This is a genomic window from Psychrilyobacter atlanticus DSM 19335 (assembly GCF_000426625.1).
Classification (GTDB): Bacteria; Fusobacteriota; Fusobacteriia; order Fusobacteriales; family Fusobacteriaceae; genus Psychrilyobacter; species Psychrilyobacter atlanticus.
Genome location: NZ_KE384548.1, coordinates 448,224 through 468,628, shown reverse-complemented (window position 1 = coordinate 468,628; position 20,405 = coordinate 448,224). Strand labels below are relative to the sequence as shown.

The 20,405-nt window shown below is 27.6% G+C and carries 18 protein-coding genes; 6 read left to right on the top strand and 12 right to left on the bottom strand.

The window, feature by feature from the left end; translation table 11 throughout:
• Positions 1-12: 12 nt before the first annotated feature.
• Positions 13-396: a YbaY family lipoprotein gene (locus K337_RS0114030; protein WP_028857161.1), complete on the bottom strand. Its 384-nt coding sequence runs from the start codon at positions 394-396 to the stop codon at positions 13-15.
• 13 nt (positions 397-409) lie between these two features.
• Positions 410-1,444: an OmpA family protein gene (locus K337_RS0114025; RefSeq protein ID WP_028857160.1), complete on the bottom strand. Its 1,035-nt coding sequence runs from the start codon at positions 1,442-1,444 to the stop codon at positions 410-412.
• Positions 1,445-1,759: 315 nt separating this feature from the next.
• Between K337_RS0114025 and K337_RS19955 the strand changes: the two genes are divergently transcribed.
• On the top strand, positions 1,760-1,930 hold the full coding sequence (locus K337_RS19955) for a hypothetical protein (RefSeq protein WP_156877388.1): 171 nt from the start codon (positions 1,760-1,762) through the stop codon (positions 1,928-1,930).
• Positions 1,931-2,060: 130 nt separating this feature from the next.
• On the opposite strand, the gene K337_RS0114015 is transcribed toward K337_RS19955, so the two are convergent.
• The 5 genes from K337_RS0114015 to aqpZ all read right to left on the bottom strand — a co-directional run bounded on the left by K337_RS0114015 (position 2,061) and on the right by aqpZ (position 6,555).
• Positions 2,061-2,705, bottom strand: coding sequence for a Crp/Fnr family transcriptional regulator (locus K337_RS0114015; RefSeq protein ID WP_028857159.1), 645 nt, complete (start codon positions 2,703-2,705; stop codon positions 2,061-2,063).
• A 510-nt stretch (positions 2,706-3,215) separates the two neighbouring features.
• Positions 3,216-5,093 (bottom strand): L,D-transpeptidase family protein, encoded by a 1,878-nt coding sequence (locus K337_RS0114010; RefSeq protein WP_028857158.1) that lies wholly within the window; start codon positions 5,091-5,093, stop codon positions 3,216-3,218.
• 22 nt (positions 5,094-5,115) lie between these two features.
• Positions 5,116-5,400, bottom strand: coding sequence for a hypothetical protein (locus K337_RS0114005; RefSeq protein WP_028857157.1), 285 nt, complete (start codon positions 5,398-5,400; stop codon positions 5,116-5,118).
• A gap of 18 nt (positions 5,401-5,418) precedes the next feature.
• Positions 5,419-5,610, bottom strand: coding sequence for a hypothetical protein (locus tag K337_RS0114000; RefSeq protein ID WP_028857156.1), 192 nt, complete (start codon positions 5,608-5,610; stop codon positions 5,419-5,421).
• A gap of 249 nt (positions 5,611-5,859) precedes the next feature.
• Entirely contained in the window at positions 5,860-6,555 is a 696-nt protein-coding gene (gene aqpZ / locus K337_RS0113995) for an aquaporin Z (RefSeq protein WP_028857155.1), read from the bottom strand.
• 824 nt (positions 6,556-7,379) lie between these two features.
• Between aqpZ and K337_RS0113990 the strand changes: the two genes are divergently transcribed.
• The 4 genes from K337_RS0113990 to K337_RS18605 all read left to right on the top strand — a co-directional run bounded on the left by K337_RS0113990 (position 7,380) and on the right by K337_RS18605 (position 11,604).
• The gene (locus K337_RS0113990) at positions 7,380-9,884 is read left to right on the top strand and encodes a MobA/MobL family protein (RefSeq protein WP_028857154.1); all 2,505 of its coding nucleotides are present in this window, start codon (positions 7,380-7,382) and stop codon (positions 9,882-9,884) included.
• A gap of 102 nt (positions 9,885-9,986) precedes the next feature.
• On the top strand, positions 9,987-10,481 hold the full coding sequence (gene traD, locus K337_RS0113985) for a conjugal transfer protein TraD (protein ID WP_028857153.1): 495 nt from the start codon (positions 9,987-9,989) through the stop codon (positions 10,479-10,481).
• Between the two features lie 12 nt (positions 10,482-10,493).
• Positions 10,494-10,640, top strand: a complete 147-nt coding sequence (locus tag K337_RS19950) for a hypothetical protein (protein WP_156877386.1) — start codon at positions 10,494-10,496, stop codon at positions 10,638-10,640.
• 1 nt (position 10,641) lies between these two features.
• Entirely contained in the window at positions 10,642-11,604 is a 963-nt protein-coding gene (locus K337_RS18605; protein WP_051251800.1) for an ArdC family protein, read from the top strand.
• A 61-nt stretch (positions 11,605-11,665) separates the two neighbouring features.
• Here K337_RS18605 and K337_RS0113970 read toward each other — a convergent pair whose 3' ends face one another.
• From K337_RS0113970 to K337_RS0113950, 5 genes are all read right to left on the bottom strand, one after another.
• Positions 11,666-13,432, bottom strand: a complete 1,767-nt coding sequence (locus K337_RS0113970; RefSeq protein WP_028857152.1) for an ABC transporter substrate-binding protein — start codon at positions 13,430-13,432, stop codon at positions 11,666-11,668.
• A 400-nt stretch (positions 13,433-13,832) separates the two neighbouring features.
• The gene (locus K337_RS0113965) at positions 13,833-14,936 is read right to left on the bottom strand and encodes a TraB/GumN family protein (protein ID WP_028857151.1); all 1,104 of its coding nucleotides are present in this window, start codon (positions 14,934-14,936) and stop codon (positions 13,833-13,835) included.
• A gap of 48 nt (positions 14,937-14,984) precedes the next feature.
• Positions 14,985-16,223, bottom strand: a complete 1,239-nt coding sequence (locus tag K337_RS0113960) for an MFS transporter (protein ID WP_028857150.1) — start codon at positions 16,221-16,223, stop codon at positions 14,985-14,987.
• Positions 16,224-16,264: 41 nt separating this feature from the next.
• Entirely contained in the window at positions 16,265-17,521 is a 1,257-nt protein-coding gene (locus K337_RS0113955) for an MFS transporter (protein ID WP_281168351.1), read from the bottom strand.
• A 25-nt stretch (positions 17,522-17,546) separates the two neighbouring features.
• The gene (locus K337_RS0113950; protein WP_028857148.1) at positions 17,547-18,776 is read right to left on the bottom strand and encodes an MFS transporter; all 1,230 of its coding nucleotides are present in this window, start codon (positions 18,774-18,776) and stop codon (positions 17,547-17,549) included.
• A 214-nt stretch (positions 18,777-18,990) separates the two neighbouring features.
• On the opposite strand from K337_RS0113950, the gene K337_RS0113945 reads away from it, so the two are divergent.
• Complete coding sequence (locus K337_RS0113945) at positions 18,991-20,208, top strand: tetratricopeptide repeat protein (protein ID WP_028857147.1); 1,218 nt, start codon at positions 18,991-18,993, stop codon at positions 20,206-20,208.
• Positions 20,209-20,405 lie beyond the last annotated feature (197 nt).

The following is a 20,405-nucleotide window of genomic DNA, read 5'->3' as shown; positions in this document are numbered from 1 at the left end:
TAATTTAAATTTTTACTTCATTTTTTTCAATATAATTACCTTTTCATCTTCTTTAAAAGGATCATATGAATCTGTTGATGTAAAAAGTAACTTTTCGTCTTTCATAATCTTAACTCTTACATTGTATCTATGTGTCTCAATAATGTCTTTTTTAGGAAAATCTATTGTTAGTTTATAAGGCAAATTCCCTGCCGGTATCTCTTGTTTTACTACTTCAATACTAGGTGCATCTGCTTTAGAAACATCTTCTAGTATTGCTATAACTTTAGCTCCAGGTAATAACGCTATCCTTTCACGGTAAGTTGCAGTTATATTTATACTTGATTTTTTTTCTTTATCTAAATTACAACTTACTAATGTTAAAATAGATAAAGCTATTAATATTATTTTTTTCATTATTCCTCCTATATTATTTAGCTATAAAATTAACTTCTATTCTTCTATTAGTTTTTCTTTTATCAAGAGTAGAGTTATCAGTTAAAAAATTAGTTTCTCCTAATCCTTCTGATATAACTTCAATATTTTCATTATTGATTCCTTCTCTTATTGCTTCAGCAGCTTTGTCTGCTCTTTTTTTAGAAATTCTTAAATTAGCTGCTTCTGATCCTGTATTATCTGTATAAGCCCTAACTGTAAGAGTCCCAGACTCTTCGGATAAATCACTAGCGATATTTTCTAAAAATTCTTGATTCACATTCATAGGTTCGTTTTTATCCATAGAATAACCATCAGCAACAATCACGTTATTATATTTTTTTAGGATTTCGGTTCTTTCATTTTCTTTAGCAATATTTTCAGTCTCTAAAGCAGCCGCTTCTTCCTTTGCTTTATTTTCTGCAGCTATTTTAGCAGCTTCCTCAGCTTGTTGTTTTTCATACTCTGCTTTTAATGCCTCTTCTTTTTCTCTTGAGATTACATCTCTCTTATTTTCACCGAATTTATAACCAAATTTGATTGATGCCAGGTTAGCTCTATCACCTGAATACATATGAGAACTTCCACTTAAATCCATAGATTCATAAAGTGCTTCTACAGTAATGTGAGCAAATTGTTTTCCAACTCCTACAGCTCCATAAAACCCATCAATAGATTCAGAAGTATCATACATAGCCCATCCAGCTCTACCTACTAAATAAAATAAATCTTCTCCTATTCCGTATTTACCAGTTAAATATACAGGAAATGCATTACTTTTTGTTTCAGCTAACACATTATTTTCTCCTCCAGAAAATTCAGATTTCCACTCCATTCCTATACCATAATCAAATGGGCTATTTTCTGCATTAAATAATAGTTCTGCTCCTAAACTCCCACCTTGATCAAAACTTGAAGATGAATTATTTCCTTCTCTCCAAGGTTCAAATCCACCTTTTAGTTCTAGTTGTGCCCCATAAGAAACTCCAGTAATAACTAAAGCTGCTAATAAAATTGATATTTTTTTCATTTTCCCTCCTTATAATTGTTTTAACATTAAAATTGTACCCATTAGAAAAATTAAAATAAATTAATTTTCTATTAGAAAACAATTATAACAGACTAATAAAAAATTAAAACTAACCATTGAAATTTATTTTTTTTCAATTTTATGGTATAATTAAGAATTTCAAGTTTCTAATTAATAAAAATTACGTTGCATATTTTAAGAAAAAAATCAATCACTACAAGTCGTTATATTTGAAATAAATTTTATTATAATCTATAAATATACAAATAAAGATCATTTAGTGTATATTTTGATAATTTATGAAGGGAGATATTTATGGAAAATAAAATAAAGAAAAAAACAAAATGTTTAAAATGTAAGAGAGTATTTGAAACAGAGATAGACTCTTGTGGAGTCCCTTATAATAAAATTTGTAGAGGGTGTAAGAAAAATAGAACATCACAGAATAGAGGTATTCTTTTCAGTTTTCAGAAACCTCATAATTAATTAAATAAAAAAGCTTTCAGAATATAATATTTTGAAAGCTTTTTTATATTTTACTTACAGATCTTAGAGACTTTTTTAGGCAATCCCTAACAATACACTAATCTACATTCTTATTATTAAATTTTTATTATTAATTTAAAAAGTCTGAATAAAGTCCTTTAAGTTTTTGAGCATCTAAAATTTTTATACTATTTTTTGATTTTTCTATTAATTTGTCTTTAACAAGCTTATTTAACGTACTGTAAAAACCGTTATGACTAATATTTAAATATTTAATAATTTCATCATAACGTTCGATATATAAGTAATCACCTCTCGAATGCTTTATTAAATTATATGCAATTAATCCTTTTATCCCAGAAAAAGTCTTTATTCTTAAAGATTCTATAGTCTCTAGCCCACGTTTTAGAATTAAATCAATTAAATAATTATTGAATTCAAAACTTTCATTTTTTAATCTTTTAATTATGTCAAGGTCAATCTCAATCACTTTTAAAGTGTCTGTTAAGACTATTGTCTCGTCAGTTATTCCAACTTCTGTTAGAAACCTTAAAATTCCAACTAAGTATCCCTCCGATAATACTGAAACAGATACTAATAGCATTTTATCCAGATTTTTAAAAAGCCTAACTTCGCCATCTAAAATAAAATAAAATTTATGCATCTTTTCAAAATAGGTTAAAGTATCTCCTTTTTTATAATTTTTTATTTTTAAAAGTTCTTTTTCTTCGTTTGTTAATAAATTATAAAATAAAAATCTTTCTTTATCGTCCATAGTTTTCTCCTTTCAATTAATTTTTTTTATCATTATTCCCTTCAAATCATATTATTAATTTATTTTAATAATATATCTATTCTCAGATTTTTTAAACTATGAATTTAATATTACTAATTAATCTATCAGATTTAATAAAAAAGTGATCTATATTTTATAGACCACTTTCTAATAATATTTTTACTTCTGGAGTAGGATTAGGCCTTGGATGGGATAGTTTGGTAGGTCCTTTTGAAATAGTAGTCTCAAATAACACAGACTCTCACGGGAGCTTATTTTCATTTTTTTGGATTATGAATTTCCATTTTTTAAAACTGCTATAAGTTTTTTATAGGATAGCGTTCGCATATATATTCGTCAATCATTTCTTTTATTTAAACATGATAAGAAAAGGACTAATCGATGTATTAAATCGAAAAGTCCTTTTAGAATGAATATCTAGAATTATAACTAGAATAAGGTATATTAGTAAGTGTATTGTAACACCGTAAGTTGCTGTAACAATCAAAATTAATACGATATTACTATACTATTTTCTTCAGGTATCCTATACCTCCCATTTCTGATTTTTTTAGCTCCCAGCCACTCATAAAGAAACTTCCCATGATCTTGTGGATTCCTAACACACTTATGTGTTGTAGGGTATATTCCTAGTTTTTTTTCTCCTTCTGCAATTATAGTTTTTAATTCCACTTTTAATTCGCTGTCTTGTTTCTTTGCATATGGAATAGTATGAATATACCCTCCTCCACTAAATCGTATACCAAAATTTGCTTTGATGTCATTGCCATCATCCTCTTTTGAAAGAAATAGAATAAAAGGAACTCCATAGGCTATAGAATACTCTCCTGAAGGGGTTTTATAACTGTCCTCTCCATTATCTCTACCAGAGTTTATATAGGAATATGAAACCAGTTCCCAGATGCCATCTACCTTTTCAAAGACTCCCTGATTTTGGTTTTTCTTATCTATGATTATTGCTTTCTTTATCGGATCCCCATAATTTTTTTTTGTTACCTCGTTTTTTAGCGTTTTATAAACCTTATTATCTCCTGGAAGTTTAAAAGAAATTGTCCCTTTTTCTTCATCTTTTCCGGTAATTAAAATGTATTGTCTATCATGTATATAACGAAATTTTTCTACCTTATTTTCTATATAATAAGCTATTGCTGCCTGTTCACCTCTACTTCCATAACTATCCCTTTCTCCTTGGTCATTTTTCTTTGATGTAGGATTGATATAATGGTTAATAATCCTTATGTCAGATTTTTTAGGTGAAGTCTCTATAAATTTGTTTAATTCTTTTAATTTACTAACCATCTTATTAAAATCAAATCTTCTTAAAATAGAGTATTTTTTAGTTATATAAGCAGTTTTCCCATAACAACTAATTTTATAAAATTTTTTTGTCTCACCAAGATAGGTATATTTCTCTCCCCAGAATACCTTTTCTTTTAAACGTTCACTAGTTTTGTATGCGTCTTTCTTTGGGATAGCCTTATTACTTGTTATAAGAACATATTTTCTTTCCGGAAGTGCCCCAGAAAACTTTATGTTTTCATTGTAATTAGCTTCTTTTAATAACTCTTTTTTCTCTAAAATATCTCCATTTGAGTATATGATTTCATAGGGATAGCTCCCTTTAAATTCATATCCTTTTCCGTTTTTAATATTATATTTATATGGAATTTTTTTTATCAATCTGGATTTTTCATATATTTCTATAGTTACCAGTTGATTCCCCTTAAAATAACTTATTTTCTTATTATCATTTAAATATTCTACCTTTTCATATGAAAGTAACTTTCCAGATTTATAATTTCTTTTTTCTATTTTATTTCCATTTTTGTAAAAAATTTCTTTACCATTTTTTAGAGAGTTTATAAATTCTGTTTCTCTTATCAGAACCCCTTTTTTATACTCCTTTTCACTTCCTTTCTTTTTACCTAATAGATAATTTGTAATAATATAAGACTCCTTGCCCTTGCTAAATATTATTTCTTTACCATTTTTATTATTTGCAGTATAATTTGTTTTACTCTTTATATCACCGTTTAAAAAGTAGGTAATCTCTTCCCCTTCCTTTTCTCCATTTATGAAATCTCTTTCACTTTTCATTTTTCCATTTTCATAAAATTCTTCTTCTTTTCCTTCTTTTTTCCCCTCCAAATAATAAGCATTACTTTTAACCTTACCATTATCATAATTGACAACATATCTACCTACATAATTTTTCTTAGATCTTTTGTAAACCAAATGTTCTTCAACTACTTTCAATTTCCCACTTTCTTTACTAACTATTAAACTTTGATACCTTTCCTCTGGTGACATCCTAGCACACGATATAAAGTTCAACATTACTATGAATAAAAATAACTTCTTCTTCACACTCGACTCTCCTTTTTTTATTTTAATCTTCCTTATCTTTTTTCTTCTCCATAGCATCTAGTAAGTTATCGACTGTATTTAAATTTTTGTCTGATAATGATAAATCAAGATCTTTTAAATCATCCACTTTATTTTTTGTTTTTTTCACTTTTCGTTTCAATTTTTTTGTTTTTTTGGTGTCCAACACTTTATAATTTTTGACTTTTCTTACTTTTCGTTTTACCTTTATTACATTTTGTATAGTATCATTTGCTGTAGCTGTTACACCTAATATGGCTATTAAAATTACTAATAATCCTTTTTTCATATCTAATCCCTCCTATTTTTATTCATCTGTGAATTTCATCAATTTTTCAGTTCTTATTTTTAATTCTTCTATTTGTATCTTTAATTCTTCTGTTTCATTTTCTAATAATTTATACTCTTCTCCTTGAGTAAAAACTGTTGCTTTCAATTCTGAATTTGAGCAAGCTGAAAAAATTCCAGTTATTAATATGCCTAATAGTATTTTATTCATTTCATTCCCCTTTTTATAACTCAGATTATTAATTTATTTTTAATAACAGATCTAATCCTAAGATTTTTTAAACTATAATTTGATATTATTAACCAACCTAAAATTAATAAAAGAGTGGCCTATATTTTATAGGCCACTCTCTAAAAATAGATATTTTTAAGATCTTTTAATGATTAGGTTTCTTCTTCTCAAATCATCAATCTTCATACCTTTATATTTTGATAAAATAATTCTAGAAATTCACCTTTATTAATCTTTTTTAGCGCCTATATATCTATATATATAAGCTCCTAATATTGCTCCTATAACTGGTGCTAACCAAAATAGCCATAATTGTTTTAATGCCCAGCCACCTTGATAAATAGCTACTGCTGTACTCCTAGCAGGATTTACAGAAGTATTAGTTACAGGGATACTAATTAAATGAATAAGAGTCAACCCTAATCCAATTGCAATAGGTGCAAATCCTTTTGGTGCTCTTTCGTCTGTAGATCCCATTATAATAATTAAAAACATCATTGTCATAACAACCTCTGTTACAAAACCTGCCATCATATTAAATCCAAGAGGAGAATGAGTTCCAAATCCATTTGAAGCGAATCCACTCAGAGTTGCATCAAATCCAGTAAAACCGTTAGCAATAATATATAGTATTCCAGCCCCTGCAATCCCACCTAAAACTTGAGATATAATATAAGGCATAAGTTCTTTTTTTTCAAATCTCCCTCCTACACATAAACCAATAGATACTGCTGGATTGAGATGACATCCTGAAATATGTCCTAGTGCAAATGCCATAGTAACCACTGTTAAACCAAATGCTAATGCTACTCCTGCAAATCCGATTCCTACTCCAGGGATATTTGCAGCTAAAACTGCACTTCCGCATCCCCCTAACACTAACCAAAACGTTCCAATAAATTCTGCTACCATTTTTCTTTTCATCTTAATAATATTCCTCCGTAAAATAATTTGAGTTAAAAATTTGTATATTTTGTAACTCATTTAAAATCATTATCTTTTTCAGATAATTTCTTTTTTTCTTTATGATTCCGCTAATATTAAAATCGTAATCATTAGAAAATTAAAACTAATTATAGCAGATCAAAATAAAATTAAAACTCACTCTTGGAATTATTATTTTTTAGGATTTATGATATAATTAAAAAATTAAATTAAATTAGAAAATGATTTAGAATTAAATTGCTCAATACATTGGGGTTCTTCTGATTTCTTAATACCAAAATTGGCAACATTTAAAAAATTAGAATTAGAATTAAAATAATAATTTAAAAGACAGTTATATACTGTCTTTTTTTATAATTTTTTATAAAGCAAGCCTCAACAGAAAACAAAAGTCAAAGGCAAAAAGGTAGTCAATTCTGACTATCTTTTTCAAATCACTCCAAAGGGCAAATCAAACTTTTCTAAAGTCTGATTTTAAGGAGTGCACGCATACGCATAACTAAAGTTATGCCGTGCAAGGGAGCTCCCTTGACCCCTGTCAATATGGAAACTTCTGCGTTGCAGAAGAAGGCATTCGCCTGGATTTTTATTTTTGACATTTGCCAAAAATAAAGATATACTTATAGTGTAAAAGTTATAAAAAAATAAAGTTGTGAGTTAAAAATTAACTCAAAATTTTATTTTCTAAAATTTAAAATAGGTTAGTGAGCAAGAGCTCAAAGTCTGTTAGAAAAAGCAATTATTATTGCTTTCTTTAACAGACTTTTTTTTATAAATTTTTAAAGATTTAAGGAGGTAATCACATGGCAATCTATAGATTAAAAGCTAAAAATGGATCAGTTGGCCATGGATTACCTCATGCCGAATATATTTTGAGAGAAGGGAAATATTCCAAGGGAACAAAGAAGGAGGAATTAGTATATAAAGAGTCTGGAAACATGCCTAGTTTTGGAGAAAAAGATCCTAAAGAATTTTGGGATGCAGCGGATGTTTATGAAGTAAATAGAAGACCATATAAAGAATATGAAATTTCACTTCCTAATGAATTAGCTCTAGAAGAAAATAAGCAAATTGTTGATGAATTTGTAAAAAAAATAATAGGAAAAGATTATCCATATACCTACGCCATTCATAATAAAACTAATAATCGAGGAGAGGGAAATGTTCATGTCCATTTGATGTTTTGCGAAAGGAAATTTGATGGTATAGAAAGAGAAAAAGAGATTTTTTTTAAACGTGCAAACACTAAAAGTCCAGAAAAAGGAGGTGCTAAAAAAGATAGAACTTGGCAGAAAAAAGAGAAGTTACTTAAAGACAGAAAACTCTTTGCTGACATAACAAATAGTTATTTGGAAAAAGCAGGTTTAGATGAAAGAGTTAGTCATTTAAGTTTAGAAAAACAAATGAATCAAGCACTTGCAGAAGGAGATATTGATAAAGCCAATTTGTTATTAAGAGATCCTATTGATATCCCGGGAAAAATATTACAAAAGGCAGAAGACACATTAAACAAATGGGAGAAAAAATCTTTAAAAATTCATGAAGAAAATAAGTTGATCAAGCTAAAAAAGCTTGAAAATTATAAGAAAAAAAGTGATATAAATCAAATGGAAAAAAGTGAGTTAATTGAAGAATATAATAAAACTAAAACTAAGCTCCAAGAAGATAAATTAGATAAAACTGCACTTAATTTTTGTAGTAATGGAGCTTACTATAAGATGGTTAACAGGGCACGAACCTTAAGAAAAGATATAAGAAAAAAACCTACAGATCTGGAATTGAAATCTGAATTAACCCAAACAATAAATAATTTAGATTATCTAAAAAATGATTTAAAAATTAGTGATAAATATAAAGCAAAATATATACAAATTAAAGATGCTTATGAAATAAAATTAGAGAAATGTCTGAGTATATTAGATGAAAAATATAATGTCTCAAAATCCGATTTAAAAGAACTACATCCTAAAGAAAAAATAGAGGAGATGGATCTAAATACATATAACAACAAAATCACTATTGATACTAGTGATTATTTTACAGTGCAAAATAGATTGGAAGAAATAAATCTATATAAAGAGACTTTAAATAAGCAATTAAACGATACAGATATGATCTATACAGAAGCTGTAGACAATATCTCTGGAAACAAATTTAGTGCTTTAAATATGTATCAAAATTATTTATTTAAAACTGATAAAGAAAAGAAAGATCAAGACAAATTAAGAGATGAAATGAAGCTGTTTCATAGTCAATTAAAAGATCCTAACATCTCTCAATTAATTAATAAAGAATCTGATAGATTAACCTCTAACAAGTCTTTAGAGATTAAAGATTTATATAAAGAAGAAGACATATTAAAAGGATATTTAAGCAGCTTAAAACCACCACTACAAGAGTTACTAGACGAACGGATAGTTACTGATCTAATAGATTATAAAGCTCAATATAACGTATTAAAAGATGAGAAAAACTATCTAGAACACTCTATTATTTCAAACAGTTTTGAAAAATCAAATAAACAAGCAACAGCAGATCCAATAAAGAAAGAAAAAGAGAATTCATATAATTTAGATAATAAGAACTGGCAATTAAATAGGCTTAATAAAGTTAACTTTGAAATAGATTTAATAAGTAAAAAAATTCATGTAAAAGAGCTCCAAGTTAAAGAAAATGAAGATAAAATCCCATGGTATAAGTCAGAAAATAATATTAAATCTAAAGTTGCCTTTAAAGTAATAGATCAGGAATATGACAATATTAAAAAATTGAAAGCTATTAAAGAAAATTTAAACTTAAAAGCTAGTGATAAAAATATAGATAAATTAGCTTTAAACATTTTAACTAAAGGAGAGTATTTAAAGATAGAAGCTAATAAAAATAAGCTTAAAATAGAGATTACTAGGAAAGAAAAAGAGATTAGATCTTTGGGGATGTTTAAAGTTTTAGAAAAGAAAAATTTAAAAAAGAGTTTAAATGATCTAGAAATTAGATTAACTAAACTAAATACTAAACAGCAGGATATAACTAAAGATTTTAGCGATGAAACCTTAGGTAAAGTAAGAAAAAAAGTTCGAAAAGGCTTCAAAAATGCTAAAAGAAACATCGATATGCAGATTAATTACTCAAATAAAAAAATAGAGTTTACAAAGACTTTAAAAACAACTAAAAAATATGTTCCTGGACCTTCAAGATCTAATAATGGCCTAGATCTCAAAAAAATATTAGAGAATAAAAATAGCAATTACGGAATTAAAGTCTCATTAAGAGATAAAAAAGATAAAGATATAGTGGAATTAGAAAGATAACCTATGGGAGACTCTGGGGAATTATTCCCCATATCCCCACACCCCAAAATCCCCTAGATTGAATATTTTTTATAAAAATATCCGCAATAAATAGGAGTAACTATGAAAACTCACATTAACCTTTCTTTAAAGGAAGAGCAAATATCATATAAATTAAAGAAATTATCTATGAAAAGAAACAAAATTTTACAAGACAATAAATATAAATCAAGAAAAGATCGAGGAAGAAAGCTTTTAATGATCGGTATTTTAATGGAAAAAGCCGGTATTCTTACTCAAGGTAAAGAGATTTTACTGGGATATTTTTTAGAATTTAAAAAGAGATCTCAGTTAAAGATATTAGAGCCAATAGGGAAAAAACTGTTAAAAAAAGAGGAGATAAGAGAAGCTCCATTATTTCATCTTACTACCAAAGAAAAAAAAGAAAGGGCATATAAACTAATATCAAAAGGAGCTCTAATAGAAAAAGCAGGGCTCCTAAAAGAGAATAAAGCAATATTAGGTGGCTATTTTGTAGAGTTTCATAATTGTAATAGCTATGAGTTGCAGAGGTTTTATGAGATAGGGATAGTTGAATTTAAAAAACATAAAAACTAGGAGGTTAATCAAATGAGTAAAGAGAAGTCAATGGAAAAGCTATTTGAAGAAGAATTAGGAGTAGTTGAAGAGAATGATGGAATAACTTTAGATGATTGCGAGACACCAGGAGATGAAGTAGAATTAGAAGATTTTTTTAATAAGAATAAGGAGGTGTAAAATGGGGACAGCTCGCCAAATAATTAATGATGAAAGAAAGAAATTAACAGAAATAGTTATTAAAAACCTTGAAAAAGATGGCTTAAATTGGATAAAAGGGTGGAGGAGTCAATGTACACCTAAAAATGGAGCTACTGATTTACCATATAGTCGTGGAAATAAAATAAAATTAATGATAATAGCTGATCAGAAAGAACTAGAAGATCCTAGATGGGTTACTTTTAAGCAAGCACAAACTAAAGGTTGGAAAATAAAAAAAGGCGCAAAATCTATAGCATTAGAAAAATGGATATTTACAAAAAAAGAAAAAAATAAGTTAACAGGAGAAGAAATTCTTATTAAATTAGAAAACCCTATTGCCAATTATTTTAGAGTATTCAATGCCAGTGATATAGAAGGAATCCCTCCTCTTAACAAAGTTAAGAAATTAGAATTTAGTAAAACTAATATAGAATTCATTGAAAGGATAAAAAAATCATCAGAATGTCAAATTTTAGAAAAGAACCAAGATAGAGCTTACTATAGCTCAGCTAGTGATCATATAGTTTTACCTCTGAAGGAAAATTTTAAGTCCCATGAAGAATTTTTAGGGACAATGCTTCATGAAATGGCTCATAGTACTGGTCACAGTAGTAGACTCGATAGAGTGCTAGGAAATAAATTTGGTAGCCCAGAATACGCAAAAGAGGAGCTTAGAGCTGAGATGTCATCTGTATTCACACAAAATGAATTAGGCTTAGAACTAAAGAATAATCATATCGAAAATCATAGTGCTTATATAAAATCCTGGATAAAAGTTTTGAAAGAAGATAATAATGAGATATACAAAGCAGCAAGTGATTCTGAAAAAATAGCAGAAAGGTTGATCGGTAATTTTAACAAATTAGAGAAAGAAAAACAAAAATATAAAGGAAAAATTATTTTTCCTAAAAAGAGAAACATAAACAATGATTTAGAAAGATAATAAATAAAATAAGTTAAATAAAAAAGATGACTCCTGCACAATACAGAAATCATCTTTTAATTTATTTAATTTTTGCTTTTATTATTGCATAAGGGAATCCCCACATTGGATTAGTCTCATAATCTATGATATCTGAACTATATGCATCAAAGTATATATTCGTATATAGAGGTAATTGTGGTAAATGTTGGTTTATAACATTTATATATTCTCTAAATGCTTTTTTATACTGGATCTTTCCTTCTTCAGATGATGGATCCGCATATCTCATTCTATATAAAATATCATCAGATATAGCGTATCTTGTTGTATTTGATGTAACACCTTGACCGAATGGTAAAATTCTATCAGCTTTAGTTGTACTATAATCCGTCTTGATAGAATAAGCAGTACTTCCAGCAAATATGTTATATCTCCTTTCACTTAATGGGGCAGAACCATATAAATGTTTAGATAAAATTGACCAATCTATACTTTCAATATTTATCAACATTCCTACTTCTTGTTGTATTTTTTTAGTAAGTGTAAGATTTACAGGATCTACCCACATAGCAGACATACCAAAAGTCAACTCCAATGGTTTACCTTTCCATAAATAATTACCATTTACTTTAGTTAGATTTTTATACTCACCTTCAGTCTTTTTCACTGCAATATCAAGATATTTTCTAGCCTCTTTAACATTAGCTTTTTCATCCCAATTTCCATTTTCATCTATAATGTCATAAGATGTCAAAGTATTTTCAAATCTACTAGGAGTTCCTATTTTTTCATCATCATCATACATCATCCACATATTTCTTGAAAATGGTGCATTAGTTTCTATTGCATATTTACCTATTAATATTTCTCTAAATTTAATTCTATCTAACATATAGGCAAATGCTTTTCTAACTTCTTCTAATTTGGTTGCACCAAAGTCTGTATGGAAAGTAAGTTGTCCTCCACCATGTCTTAGGTATTCATTAGTTGTAAGATTAGGATCATGTGTAACTACATCTATGTCCTCTTCTGAAGTTACCCCACTTGATATATCTATCTCATGTGCTACTAACTGGTTCATAGCGGTTTCTGAAGGTATATTTTGTAATATCAAAGTTTTGATACTTGGTTTATCACCTTCATAATTCCCCTCATAATATGGATTTATTTTTAATTTAACATATTGTGAAGGAACATATTCAACTATTTTATATGGACCATTTCCAGTGGGTGTACTTATATTTGCTTTTACCCATTGTTGAACTGTTATACCATCTTTTTTAGCTCCTACTTCAATGATATCTTTATTCATTATATATTGCATCATATATTCATCTATTATGTAGATCATATCTTTAAAATAGAAAGATACACTATTGTTCTCTTTATCCAATTCGACTTTATCTATGAATTGGTTTAATGTACTTGTTGCCCCTGTCTTTTGTAATTCTACATCATTCATAAAAAAATCATAAGTGAATTTTACATCTTCCGCAGTAAGTTCTTTACCATTAGAGAACTTTACCCCATCTTTAATTTTAAATGTCCATACGTCATCGTTTGTCTTACTAGGATCTGACTTACTTTTAGTTAGATTTTCGATAATTTTTGATGGTATCCTTTCGCCAGTTGGAGTTTGTGCAAGTAACCCTTCACCCCATACTAATTTCCTAACATTGTTATCATCTACAGTATTCGTCCAACCATCATAAAAATCACCATTAAAGTTACTTGATTTAATTATAATTGCTCTTTCTTTGTTTCCTGCATCCTTATTATCATTGCTACTAGTCCCACATGCTACTAGACCAAGTGATAACAGAATAACTGTTAAAAAATGTTTCATATTCTCTCCCCCTCTATAGTTACAAAATATTGACAATATCTATAATACAACATTAATATCCAAAGTCAAAATTAATAATAATCTTATTTAAATTTAAGCAATAGTATATTCATTGGTACTAAAAAAAGTAGAGAATTCTACCTCTACTTTTCTTAATTCTTCTTCCTCCACTTATATGGATTCACTGGATTTTCCTCCCTCCACAAACCCTTCCTTGATCTTTTAGCCTGCTCTTGTACCGATTTTAAATCTTCCTCATTCCTGGCATAATATTCATACCACCATGAGTGACCTACTAAACCAAGACAAAATGGTTTTAGCTTCGGTTTTTCTTTGACATCGTATCAATCACATTTAAAATTAGATATTTTTATAACAAATAAAAGAAATTTAAAGCTACTTACTTAATAATTAAATAATCATAAACATCACTATATTTTTGGCCATATTCAAAAGTTTTGTTAGAGGATATTTTCTTTTTAGGAAAAATAAAATTTGCAATATTATTAAACATATCTGAGTTTATAGTTTTATAGAAAATTTTGTCTTCAATATAATTATTACTTAAAAAACTATTCGATTTTATATTTGATCTTCGTTCAATATCAAGAGATAAAGTTTTATCTTTAAAATAATCACTCTGAGTTTTTAATAAATAAACACAAGATGAATAACTATTAACTTTACTTTTAAATATATGATCTTTACCTATAACTAATATGAATGTTTCATTAGGGTAGAGTTTTGAAATATATTCAATATTTTTTGAAATATGAACTTCTCTTTTGTTAAAATCAACGGCTTTAGTTTGATGTATGTTTGAGGTATCTATTGCAGATTTTATAAAATAACGAGTCATAGGGTCTAAATCTTTGTCCAATTTACGCTGAAGTTTCTTTAAAAAAGTTTTATGATCTTTAGTGTAATCTTTAGTGTGGGTATCTGGATATTTCACTAACAAATCTTTTATTTCCCCCTTTAAGTTCCTATCTTTTACTACTTCAGTTAATAAAAAGTTTAAAAATGGATGAGGTCTAAACTCAAGATCAACACCTACTAATTTAACTTTATCTTCAAAAGTCTTTGATCTATTAAATTCATAAAGATCTCTAAAAAAATTTTCAAACTTAACATGTTGAATTTTAAATTTGTTATTTATTACACCTGGAAAATTTATAGCTTTATATAAGTATTCTTCATTGCCAGTCAATACAAATTTATTAGCATATTCTGCATTTGCAGGAGGGAATTCTAATAAAAAATGTTTTATCCCTCTTGTTTCGTAAAGAAGTTTTAAAAAATCCAAAGAAATATCATACGATAAAAAATAACGATGATTTTCACCTATTGTAATCAATTTTATATCTTTTTCAACTACTTCAGTTTGAAATTTTTCTAAGGTTGTTTTTTGGAATGTTTCATTAAAATAAGTAGTTTCTATCCTTTTTTTTCCTATAAATACTAATGCTACAAATATTAAAACTATTAAAAATATTTTTTTCATAATATACTCCTTTTTAATTTTATTTTAATAAAATTTTCGAAGAATCTTTTATATAAATTTTCCCAAATTCATTTTTATATCTTTTGAATCTACCCTTCTCACCACTACAATAAAGTAAAAAACAGCACATAAGCCACTGGCTGTAAGAGATAAATAAAGTGGATTAACTTTATCTATAATTCCAGCTACTAAAAAATATCCGATAGGAGTCAGTATAGATCCAAATATCTCTATCAATGAGAAAGCCCTGCCTTTTATCTTGTGAGGGATCACTATCTCAAAATATACAAATAAAGTTTCAACATAAATAATATTTGTAGCCCCAAAGATAAAAAATAAGCTGATTATACTCAACTGGCATAATAGTAAATTATTACTAAAAACATATAGTGAAACAGGAATTCCTGCTAAAACTATAAAATTAATTATAACCATCTTTTTCCATAGCTTCCCTCCTAATTCAAATTTCTCAGGATATTTAGCTAAAATCCCTCCTCCTGCAATATATCCTATTGCGATACTAGACATTGTATATCCTAGAAATATCACAGGAAGATTTAGATAGCTGGTGATAATAAATGGAAAAACAACCGATATTATAGGATTAAAGAAGAAATTTACAGATAAAATAAACAACATAAGACCTTTAAAACTCGAATCAGCATTTTTGATATATACCAATGGTTCCTGATACTCTTTGATAATATTTACCCTTTCTTTTTTCTTTGTTTTTGTTAGATGTGACTTATATCTAATAAAAAACTCAAAAATTCCGGAGATTAAAAATGATAATAGGTTTATAGTTAAAATAAAGTTTAATCCTAATTTCGTATAGAGAAAAATTCCTATGGGAGGTGCAGATATATTTATAATCCTGATCACAGTTTTCATCAATGATTTTCTTTTTAATAGATCTTTACTTTTGACAATTTGACTAAAAATAGTCCCAGAAGCTGCAAAAAACATCTTATTTACTGAGTTTTGTATAAAAATAAGGGCAAAAAGATAGTTTATGTCTCCTTCTGCTAAAAATATGTATCCACCTAATAACCCTGCGTTTATTAGATCACAAATGATCATTATATATTTTCTATTAAATTTATCCGCTATGTACCCTGCTACAAAAGAAGTTAATAGTAGTAAAATCTCTTGTACACCTAAAACAGAACCTAAAGTACCACCTGATCTAGTCCCCTCTAGTATAACAATGGGAATAATAGCATTTTGGAGCGATCCTCCTAGTATTGATGCGATCCTACACCAAAAATATAACCAATAGTTTCTCATTTTTATTCCTCCCTATACCTACAAAATAATTTTAGTATAAATTATACACTTCTATACTTATTTTTATTTTTATTTTCTTTTGTTAACCATCTAAAAACTATAAGATAAGTAGATAGTAATATACCGGTAATAATAAAAAGTGATGCAGAATTTCCCCCTGCTAATATAAACCCTATCAGCAATTGACCTAAGGGTGTGGCTATATCCATGGAACTATTAAATAGAGCTCCTATTCGGCCGTAATACTCTTCCGGAACTATATCTTGAAAACTTCCTACTAGACATATTCCAAGAATATTTATTAACCCTGCTACTAAAAATCCAAATATAGTCAGTGAAATTATAAGAACTAAGAAATTTGATGTTCCTAAAAAGATTCCACCACAAGCGATTGTCATAATTATTATTAATAGATAGATTTTTTTTAGTAGTGTATTGATACTAACTTTCTTTAATATATTGCTGGCTATAAATGGAGAGATAACCATAGCACTGATCATTATGGATAGAACAATTCCAAAAGTTCTATCGTCAACTAATAGTTGTGTTTTTAATATATACGGGAAAGCAATGGAGAAAAGAGGTCCTATCAATAGGTTTAAGCCGCATCCTATAAATATAAGACCTAATATAGATCTATCCTTACCTAAAATAACTACACCTTCCTTTAGGTCTACTAAGAAACTTTTTACATTCAGTTTACTTTTTTCTCTCTTACTCACAGGAAGTTTTATGAATATCTCACTTATTCCTGATATAACAAAGCTTAAACTATTAAATATCATTATAGGAAGTAATCCAAAGCTGTATGTGAATCCTGCAATTAACGGAGTAATAAACTCCAAACCTGAAGATAAAAATGAGTTTAAACTATTGGCATCTTTTCTTTCGCTTTTTTCTATAATTACAGGTAATACTCCCATTGAGGCAGGAGCAAATATTACATTAAGAAGAGAAAGCGTTATTTGGATAACATAGATATCAAAGATTGAAAACTCTCCTTTTAAAAAAAATATCAAAGAGTAGATGGCTATTACTCCTCCACTTATAAAATCTAAGGTAACCATAATTTTTTTCTTATTAAACTTATCTGCCAATACTCCTGCAAATGGCCCTAAAATAATTCTAGGTATAAAAGATACTGCTATCGTAGACGCAAATAACGCAGCATCTCCAGTCTTGTGAAGTACATATAGTGATAATGAAAAGTTTTGAATATATGTCCCAAAAATCGAAACAAACCGACCTACAATTAACAACATAAAATTTGAATTTCTTAATAATTTTTTATTAAAAATCTTCCTCTCCTCCTATTCGTTACAATTAATTAGCAATTGATTTATTTACAAACTTTTTTCCTGCTTTAGTTTTTCCAAAAAACAAATAGGTTGCTATTGTTAATGTGATTGATCCCATAGTAACAACAGATCTTATATTGAATTTATAATCTATCAAAAGACCAAAAATTATTAAACCAAAAGGAACTACAGATCTAACCATTGTATCCAATAATGAGAAAAACCTCCCTTTAATATCACAGTCTACGGTTTTTTGTAGATAAGATAAAAATGGAACATTGACTAAACTATTAAAAATACCAAGCATCAAGATAAGAAATCCATTTATATAAATAAAGTATGGATTAGGAATATATAGATCCATATTCATAAATAATGCTAAAATCATTAGTTGAATTATCAAAAAATAAGTTATTTTTTCTCTAAATTCAATTGTTTTAAAAAATTTACCAATGATAATATTACCTAATAAAAGACCAATAACAAATACACTCTCTAAATAACCTATATATGAAGGTTTTAAGTTTAATTCTTGTAAGATAAAGTATGAAAATACAATCGTTGTCACAGGGTTAAAAAAGAAATTTAGAACAATAATATACCCTGAAACCCCTAAGATTTCATCTTTTTCCTTTAAATATTTTACAACAGGAGCATAGGATGCTATGACACTCTTAATACTTTGAATCTTTATCTCTTTCCTCTTTTCACTAGGAGTGTATTTGATAAAAACTTCAGAGAATCCTGAAATTAAAAAAGTTATTGCGTTTAAAAGAAAGATTAATTCTATTTTCATAAATCCATACAAAGCAACTCCTAAAATTGGAGTAAATATTTGTGTAAAGGTGATTACTCCACTATAGATATTGTTATTTCTTTCAACTTTTTTTATAGAATCTAATTCTGAAAAAATTGCCGAAGATGCAGATGAAAAACATCTTGAAATAACAACCAGAACTCCTTGCATAAGAATTATAGAAGAAGTGCTAGTTCTTCCACTCAGAAGTAGAATTGATATTGTTATAAAAGACAAAAAATCACATATTATTAATAGGTGTTTTCTATTGAATTTATCTGCTACTATTCCCATTATTGGACCGGTAATAAGACTTAGAACTAAAAATACACTGGCAGCTTTTCCCATCTCTAGGCCTGACCCTGTGACTTTTAAAATATATAGTGGAATAACAACTGACTGCATCCCCGAACCTACAATTGATGTAACTGATGATATTAAATATAGTAAAAAATTCATATTCTCCTCCCCTTTTTAATCAATAAAAAACTAAATATTTTCATTACTGTAATATATATATACTGGGCTTTTCTGAAATATCAAAAAAACTTGAAAAATAGACAAAAAATGAATTTTAAAGGACTATTTCATTCATTTTTTCATCTATTTTAAAGTTTTTTTGATAAATTGAATTTTAAAGATATACTCTTAATATTAATAGGGAGGGATTACCGTGCAAAAAATATTTGAACTAGCAAAAGAACATAAAATAACTTTAAAAGAACTTTCAGGGCAAGGACTTAGTTCAACATATCTTTCTAAAATAAAAAGAGGTCATAATTTTTTTAAAGAAAAACATATCCCTTTATTGGTTGGATCTTTCAATAGAGTTTTCCACGAAAGAAAAACAGATAAAATAATGACTATAGATGAATTATCTAAATTAATCTTTTTTACTCCCCAAGAAGAACTAGATAAATTAGTAAATAAAAGTCTCATAGATAAAAGTATTTATTTCAAAGAAAAACAAGAAGAAATAGAATTATTTGGACGAGAAAAAGAAGTTTATAGCTTAAAATATCGATATATTATAGCCAAATATAATCAAAAGATGGGTAAGAAAGATGATGCTTTAAAGATCTATCATGATCTATTAAATAACTTCCCTTGCTCTAATCTTTTCTACTCTATCTTAATTGAGATCATCAGACTGGAAAAATTCGAACTTACCCATGATATATACCTGAAATATAAAAAACAGATCGATATAGCTCCATACAAAACAAAGACTCTCTTAGCTTATAATACTGGAGTGAACCTCTTGAGAACAAAAAAATGGAGTAAAGCTATCTCATGCTTTGAAATTGTTATTAATATACAGGAGGTAACCAAACATTTTTACCATTCTTTTACCAACTTAGGTATTTGTTATAAAAATTTAGGAAAATATGAAAAAGCTATCGAATTTTTTAAAAAAGGTGTAAGTGATCCCACAAACTATAAACAGTTAAAAATATGTTATGTCAATATTCTTTCTTGTGCTAAAGAGATGAAATATGAACCCCTTATGATAAATACTTTAAAAAAATTAGAAACTACCTTAAAGCACCTCAAAGGGGAAAATATCTATCAAACTTATTGGAACATAGGAAAGATTTATCTACATCTAAAAGATAGGGTAAAGGCTGTAGAAGCATTTGAAAAAGAAATTTCTTTTGAAATAAACTTACATAATACTTCTTTTAGCATTGAAAAACATTTAGATAGTATTAAACATCTTGTTATTCTCTATGGGAAGAGACCTTTAAAACAGGAAAAACTCATAAAACATATCCAACAAATTGAATTTAAATATTTAAGTTCAGAATTTATTATTTCTATATTAAAGTATTATTTTAATAACAATATGGAATATGAAGCATCGCTTCTAATTAAAAATATTAATTTATAAAAAAAAATAGGCTTTATTTATGAATAAAAAATTATTGATTTATATTGGGTTATTAATGTTTTTTACCTTAGTTTTATGTGATGAAGATATAGGTCAAATTGGTAAACATCCCCCACTAACACCGACAAGTTTTGAATCAAACTAAAAAAAGCATAAAATTTAGAGGTAAAATAAATTATATAGCTAGTCAATAAAAA